This is a genomic window from Methylobacterium sp. D48H (genome assembly GCF_053345715.1).
In genome coordinates this window covers 1-6,884 of the sequence record NZ_JBKFAP010000057.1, presented here as the reverse complement: position 1 = coordinate 6,884, position 6,884 = coordinate 1, and the positions used below count along the sequence as shown (strand labels likewise).

The window sequence follows — 6,884 nt, the reverse complement described above, 5'->3', positions numbered from 1 at the left end:
CCGCCTCCTACCCCTCGCCGCTTCGTCGCCTACTACCGAGTGAGCACGAAGCGGCAGGGCACCTCAGGCCTCGGCCTGGAAGCGCAACAACAAGCTGTCCGGGACTATCTTAGAGATGGTCCCGGACAGCTTTATGCTGAGGTGGTCGAGGTTGAGAGCGGTAAGCGCAATGATCGCCCCAAGCTCGCCGAGGCCCTACGCCTCTGCCGGCTTCATAAGGCGACGCTCATCATTGCTAAGTTGGACCGGTTGGCACGCAACGTCGCCTTCATCTCGACCCTGATGGAGGCGGGCGTCGAGTTCGTGGCGGTCGACTTCCCGCAAGCTAATCGACTGACCATCCATATCCTGGCCGCCGTAGCTGAGCACGAGGCTAAGGCGATCTCCGAGCGAACCACAGCCGCTCTAGCGCAAGCCAAGGCTCGGGGTGTGAGGCTGGGAGGTGACCGGGGTAACCTCTCGACCGACAGCATCAGGGGGCGGGTCCTGAGCCTCGATGTTCGGCGAGAGAAGGCGAAGCTCCGGTCAGCCGACCTGATGCCGATCCTCGAAGAGATCAAAGCGGGAGGCGCAACCACCTTGCGAGCAGTTGCCGCCGAGCTTAATGCTCGGGGCATTCATGCAACTCGTGGTGGGAATTGGTCTGCGATGCAAGTTGGTCGCGTAGAGAAGCATGCAGCACGATGATCAAGCTTAACGAAGTATTCGGCATAACGAGCTCCGTTCCTACGTACACATATGTAGATCGACAAGGTCTAGACGGCCAGTTCAATCATCTCCTGTCGTCAGATAGACACATCGTTATATACGGAGCTTCTAAGCAGGGTAAAACTAGCCTTCGCAGGAAGCAGCTTCCTGAGGCGGACTGTTTGATCGTTCCATGTAAGCCTGAGTTTAAGCTTGAGGATGTGTACTTAGAAATAAGGAGACAGCTCGGTAAGCGTGAGCTTATCGGCGCAAAGAGCACCACGAAGAAAGGTGGTTCTATCAAGACAGAGGCTAAAGGAAAGGTCGGAATACCTTACCTTGTTGAAGGTCAGACCGGCGCTAACTTGGAAGGTAGTCTTGAGAACACCGGAGAGCGAACCTACACTATCATACCTGACGGTAACTCCCTTGTTGCTCTCGCTGACAGCATCAAGTCCGCTAGAAAAAGGGTCGTAATCGAAGATTTCCACTACCTGTCAGAGGACGAGAGGCAGAGGCTGTCATTCGACTTAAAGTCTCTGTGGGACTACGGAGTATTCTTGATAGTGATCGGCGTATGGGCCGAACAGAACCTTATGACTGTCTACAATAACGACCTCAGTGGAAGGGTCGAAGAGATAGACGTCAGGTGGAGCGATGCCGATCTTGATCTCGTCATCAGCAAGGGGGAGGAAACGTTAAACTTCATCTTCGACGACGACCTTCGATCTTCCCTTATCCTTGATGCGAACGGCAACGTCGGTCTTATCCAGCGTATGGCGGAGAAGGTTTGTCTCAACAGCAGCATTAGGGGCAGGCAGGATGTTCCAACTGTTGTTGGCGGTGATAGTGAGATCGACAAGTATCGTGAACAAATATGTGCTGGGCAGCAGACGCGATACCACGGGTTTGTCGAGCTAGTAGGCAAGGGTTTCAAGGACCCAGAGCGGACTAAGCTTAAGATGTACCACCACCTAGTCCGTGTATGCTTCGAAGCTACGGACCAGGAGTTGCTGTCTGGACTGGATCGTCAAGTCATACTTGCTCGTATTCAGAAGTACGAGCCTGACGCTAATATGACGGTCTTATCTGCTGCCCTTAGCCGTCTGAACCGGCTTCAAGCGGAACGTAAGATCTCCCCGCCCGTCCTAGCCTACAATAGCATAGCTAGGAATGTGGCCCTGGTGGACCGTGAGTTTCTATTTTTCCGCCGCCATACGAAATCGAAGTGGATATGGGAGCAGGACGACTATGAGGACGAGCTTAACGCTATGATGAACGATAGTTCGGCTGCTGAAGATAAGGGCGCTGCACCGGACGTATCATGACATCTATAGGACAGATCACTTAGGCTTGTGTAGTCTCACTCTGACCGTCCAGCACGGCGGAGTCGCCGTCGTTCTACCGCTAATACAGCTTCAGAGCCATTTTCTCGCATCCATGCATCTACGGCTAAGCGAAGCAACTCCTGGAGTTGTATGCCCTCATCCAGAGCAGCTTGCTTAATTTCTTCGTGTCGAACCGGTTCTACGTAGTAGCCAAGGAACCTCTTGCCTTCGCGTGTAGTCTTGGCCGGAGATTGCTTAGCTAGTGGCGTAGCTGGTGGGGTAGCCGTCGGCTCAGTTGGCGCCTTCATCGACGCTTCCACCTGCCGTGCGGTCTCGGACAAAGGGTTCGGCTTAGCCATCACACAGCCCCACTCTCAAGCTTGCGTGCTCGTGTTCTAGCACGCAAGCCAACTTGCTTGGAAACGTGCTTCCACACAGCCCTTACGTCAGCAGCAGCCTTTCCCTCTGGGTCAGCCTCGATTGTCGTCTGACCAGCGTCGGCGGATCGAGAGAACACCTTCAGGTCGTGGATGACCTCCCGGAGGATCGGCATGCCGATCTGGTTGAGTTCGCGACGGATCCTAGCCGCCTCTCGGTCGCTGCGATTGCCGACCCTGTTGAGAACCACACAAGTTGGCTTGTTGGCTTGTGTGGCTATGCGTACTGTGCGGGTAACAGCCTTCAGGTCGAATAATGCCACACCAGTCGGGATGACCACGGCGTCGGCAACTGCAAGGGCAGCCTCGACTTCGTCCGTTGCGTTGGGCGGCGTGTCGATCAGCATCAGATCAAGACCGAGCCCTCGCCCCGCCTCGACGATCTGGGAGACAGCACGAGGCTTCGCATCGGAGACGAAGGGCTGCTCGGCCTCACGCCGGTCCGACCACTCAGACAGAGAGGACTGGGGGTCGAGGTCGATGATGCCGACCCGATGTCCATCCTCCATCGCCGCTGCGGCGAGGTTGATGGTCAAAGTGGACTTTCCAACACCGCCTTTCCAGGCGAGCAATGCGACCACTTTCATGGTTGACACCTCAGTGCGGGTCGCCCGGCGCAGATGCCAGGAAGCACACAGCTACACCTACTTGCTCGCGTGAATGTCAACAGGCCTACGTTCACACTAGCTGGCCTGTGTGGAAGTGTGGTGGGTGAGGTATGGCAGAGGTTGCGAGCCGATCCGGCAAACGTTGACTTAACCATCGTGCCCGGTCGACATGGGCGGTCACGGCCATGCTCGCCTCGGCGAGTCGTGTGCCGGCATCAGGAGACACCGCCGCCGCAAGTCGACCCCTGAAAAGCCAACGGCCCCACCCCGGCAAGGGTGAGGCCGTCGAAATCACAAAGGGCCTGTGAGGCCAGTATCGCTACCCCTCACAAGCCACAGGCGCCCCCCAGGCGTCAAGCGGGAACGCCAGTTCTCGTGATGATGAGGCTTTGCCTTGTGGACCGGACGCCTTCACTGGCGGCCCGGAACGACCTGTTGCGGCCCTAACAAGGGCCGAGGACGATGTTCATCGACGAGATCCGGCGCACCATTGCAGGGGCGCCAAGAGCGAAGCTGCCGGAGGTAGCTGCCATCCTCTGGCGTGCGGTGGCCTCAGGACAGGTGAGCGAAGCTGAGGCGGAGCAGGCCGACGAACTGCTTCGGAGCCGGATGGCCGTCTCCACAGCCGTACCGGCTGTTCGTCGCCCGGTTGGGTCGCGACCCCGGACCGAAGCCTCGATGGAGCGCCGCCGCCGCTGGGCAGCCTCAGGACGGCTCCCACCAGGGCTCGCAGCCCGGTTCACACTAGGTGAGCAAGCTGTCCTGGCGGTGATCGCAGCGGAGGTGGCCAAGCGTGGGAGATGTGAGCTTGCCCTCGATCACATCGCTGCCCTGGCAGGCGTCTGCCGGGCAACCGCCCGTAATGCCATTAAGCAGGCTCGACAGGAGGCCGTGCTCACTGTCGAGGAGCGCCGGGTAAGCCGCTGGCGCAACGACACCAACGTACTGCGCATCATCAGCCGGGAATGGCTGACCTGGATCCAGCTCGCCCGCCGTTCTCCCTCCCCCGGGGGAGGGCGTAATTCGGTAGGTGGCACGACTACAGTTAGTTCGATCAAAGTGGCGTTGTCGCCGAGGAGGCCCTCAGAAAGGGCTGCCGGAAGGGGGGGCGGCGGTCACGGCTGAGCTTTGACGACACCACACACAGCGAAGATGTCCCCCATCGTCGTCCCCCGAGGGAGCGAATTCAGACTCGCGGGCGGATGCGAGGCTGCGAAGGCATCACGGAAGGTGAGTGGCCGTACAGCAGCTCGGGCAAGGCCTGGGATACCGCTGGCAGGCAGGCATCCCGTCGCCGATGGCCCGGCTATATGGGATGACTCACCCCCGTGATGATCCGACATAGAAGCTTTGCTCCACAACCCGCCTGCGAACCTGAACATCTGAGCCTTCTCCTTGTATGGTCTGGTACTTAGACCTGTCTGCATCTACATATAACAGTATGTAAGGGTATGAATTCGACTGGAATAGCCGCTGTTCACAGACGGGGATAGACACATTGTCCAGAAGCACCCCCCATCTTCATAGTTATAGACTGGAAGCCGCTGGAGAAAGCATCGACCCACAATGCATATTCCAGCATCTGGTCCGAACTCCAGACGTCAGATATCTGGTCATATGAGGTCGTCTTGAACTGACTCTTTAGAGAGTAGTTCACGATGTCATAGATGCTCAGGCCAACGGCCTTCTCATTCGACAACTGACCGATGTGGAGTTGTTTGAACCGAGGCAATGTACGTTCAGTGAGAGAGATAGTAACCTCGTCGACTGACAGATCTGGGCCGGTATGGATGATCCCGTGAGCAGTCACGATCCAGAGAACCCCGTCGGCATCGAACGGCACGAAGTATAGCTCAGCGATCTGGCGCTGCTTCAGTTCACCCAGCAGTGGAAGTTGATCGATGTGGACGCTGTCCACTTCCAGCCAAAGTTTAAGCTCGACCGCATTCCAGGCGGGTGAGCGTCGTCGCTCGTAGTCCACACGGTTCCGAATAGCCTTCGTGCGGTTCTTCCAAATGACCCCGATATCCTCGATCTTAGATCGGCCAGCTACACCTAGAACTGCGCTGAACGATCCCAGGTCTTCCGCCGGGGTCAGTTGGTAACGAGCTTCGAGGAGCTTGCGCTGTCGCCGGATATTTCGGTCTCGGCAGGCTGGACACAACGGGCTTCCGCATCTTCGGTGATCGCCCCGAGTCGACGGATCACCGCAGCGGATCAGTTTCTTCAAAAGCTCTTTGGCTTGGTGTCGCCTGTCTGCACCTAAACCGATGCGCAGGCGGTTATAAGCGTGCTGATGGCCGTCATCGCTTGAATGCCGAAAGAACAAAGCTGTTGCCCGATGTTAATACCTCCATACAATAACTCATAATGACAATGCCGGACCGTCTATGGGTTGGTCCTGACACTGTCAACGACATTTATGCAACACTGAGTGCTTGTTCGATGATGGCTTCCACTTCGACTAGATCATCTATAACGAACTCAACGTTGTCATGCTCGTCTAGATGGCTGCGTGCCTCGGCGAGTATTGTTAGTATGCCACGCTTCCATCGAGGGCTGGCGAACTCAATGCCAGATTCGCTGATGATCTTGTCGACCTTGTTGAGAGCTGACTTCGTATTGTTGTAACATACGCTGCCTTCGGGGAATATGTCCAACGATGTTCTCAGACCTCGGAGAACAGTCGACCTAAGATTATCTGTCACGATACACCTCTTGCTGCACGAGGTGGCGCATCATGCCGCAGATAGTAATGTTATGGTGTTCTGCCAGCTCCCTTAGGCGCCGGAAATCGTTCGTTGACAGTCGAAACGACACTGTATGCAGTAGGTTAGTAGATGGATACATAAGAGCCTCCGTTGGAGTACAACAGAGTATTTATCAGATACCGTTTGCATACAGCTTGTTTTGGCCAGTACCTCTCAGCAAGAGACAGACATCCGCTGTACCTTATGAAGCATCGCCCGTTGCTACAGAGGTTACAGTATCATGGATCTTGACGTTGACGAACGCAGATCCCATCTCGCGTATCTTACGCCGTAGATAGAGGTAAGATACATGACCGTCCCAGCCATCACACAGGCAGCCTCGGCCCCGCAGGACGAAGCGTGCGTCGTCTTCACGGGTATGAGCCTGGAGCAACTGATCGCTGCAGGCTTCACCGGTGACTGGGTAGCGAAGCAGCGCCGCCTAGAGGCCTGCAGGTATCTGCTGATTTGCCAGAACCGCCACTCGAAGGAGCCGGGTGCGAAGCCCACGGCTCCGCACCGCTCCGTTATCCTGGCCGCTGAGATCTCCCGTGTCGTCCCGGGTGAGCGGCGGGGAGGGCTCGACCGGTACCGGATCCACCTCGCGTCCGTAGCCACCATCAACATCCAGGAGCCGGTGTTCCTGGAGCAGGATGCGTTCCCCTTCCGGAACCCGGTCGCCTACACGACTTGTGCCGATCTGCAGCGGCGCGGCATCGACCTGGGCGACCTCGACTTCATGCCCCTCGACAGCGTCTCCTCTGACGAGCGTATCCAGCGCGAGCTGGTCCCCTATGGACGTGCGCAGGACGACGGGCAGCAGCGGATTGATATCGCTGATCTCGTCCGCCAGACGAAGATCGACCTCGCGACCATGACGGGTTTCACGGTTGAGCAAATCGAGATCACCTTCCGTGGGTGACATAGGCCGCCGAGCCAAAGGAATGCCGCCTCCTACCCCTCGCCGCTTCGTCGCCTACTACCGAGTGAGCACGAAGCGGCAGGGCACCTCAGGCCTCGGCCTGGAAGCGCAACAACAAGCTGTCCGGGACTATCTTAGAGATGGTCCCGGAC

The 6,884-nt window shown here is 57.3% G+C and carries 5 protein-coding genes; 3 read left to right on the top strand and 2 right to left on the bottom strand.

Annotation, left to right across the window (positions count from 1 at the left end; translation table 11 throughout):
• Nucleotides 1-687, top strand: a 687-nt coding sequence (locus tag ACLBX8_RS31285; RefSeq protein WP_447716376.1) for a recombinase family protein, incomplete at its 5' end; no start/stop codon positions are given.
• Entirely contained in the window at nt 684-2,015 is a 1,332-nt protein-coding gene (locus tag ACLBX8_RS31280) for a hypothetical protein (RefSeq protein WP_447716375.1), read from the top strand. The genes ACLBX8_RS31285 and ACLBX8_RS31280, both read left to right, overlap by 4 nt.
• 358 nt (nt 2,016-2,373) lie before the next feature.
• On the opposite strand, the gene ACLBX8_RS31275 is transcribed toward ACLBX8_RS31280, so the two are convergent.
• Both ACLBX8_RS31275 and ACLBX8_RS31270 read right to left on the bottom strand, forming a co-directional pair.
• Nucleotides 2,374-3,039 (bottom strand): nucleotide-binding protein, encoded by a 666-nt coding sequence (locus tag ACLBX8_RS31275; RefSeq protein WP_447716374.1) that lies wholly within the window; start codon nt 3,037-3,039, stop codon nt 2,374-2,376.
• Between the two features lie 1,498 nt (nt 3,040-4,537).
• Nucleotides 4,538-5,290 (bottom strand): hypothetical protein, encoded by a 753-nt coding sequence (locus ACLBX8_RS31270; protein WP_447716373.1) that lies wholly within the window; start codon nt 5,288-5,290, stop codon nt 4,538-4,540.
• Between the two features lie 830 nt (nt 5,291-6,120).
• Here ACLBX8_RS31270 and ACLBX8_RS31265 point away from each other — a divergent pair.
• A complete protein-coding gene (locus ACLBX8_RS31265; RefSeq protein ID WP_447716372.1) occupies nt 6,121-6,732 on the top strand; it encodes a hypothetical protein in 612 nt (203 codons plus the stop codon).
• Nucleotides 6,733-6,884 lie beyond the last annotated feature (152 nt).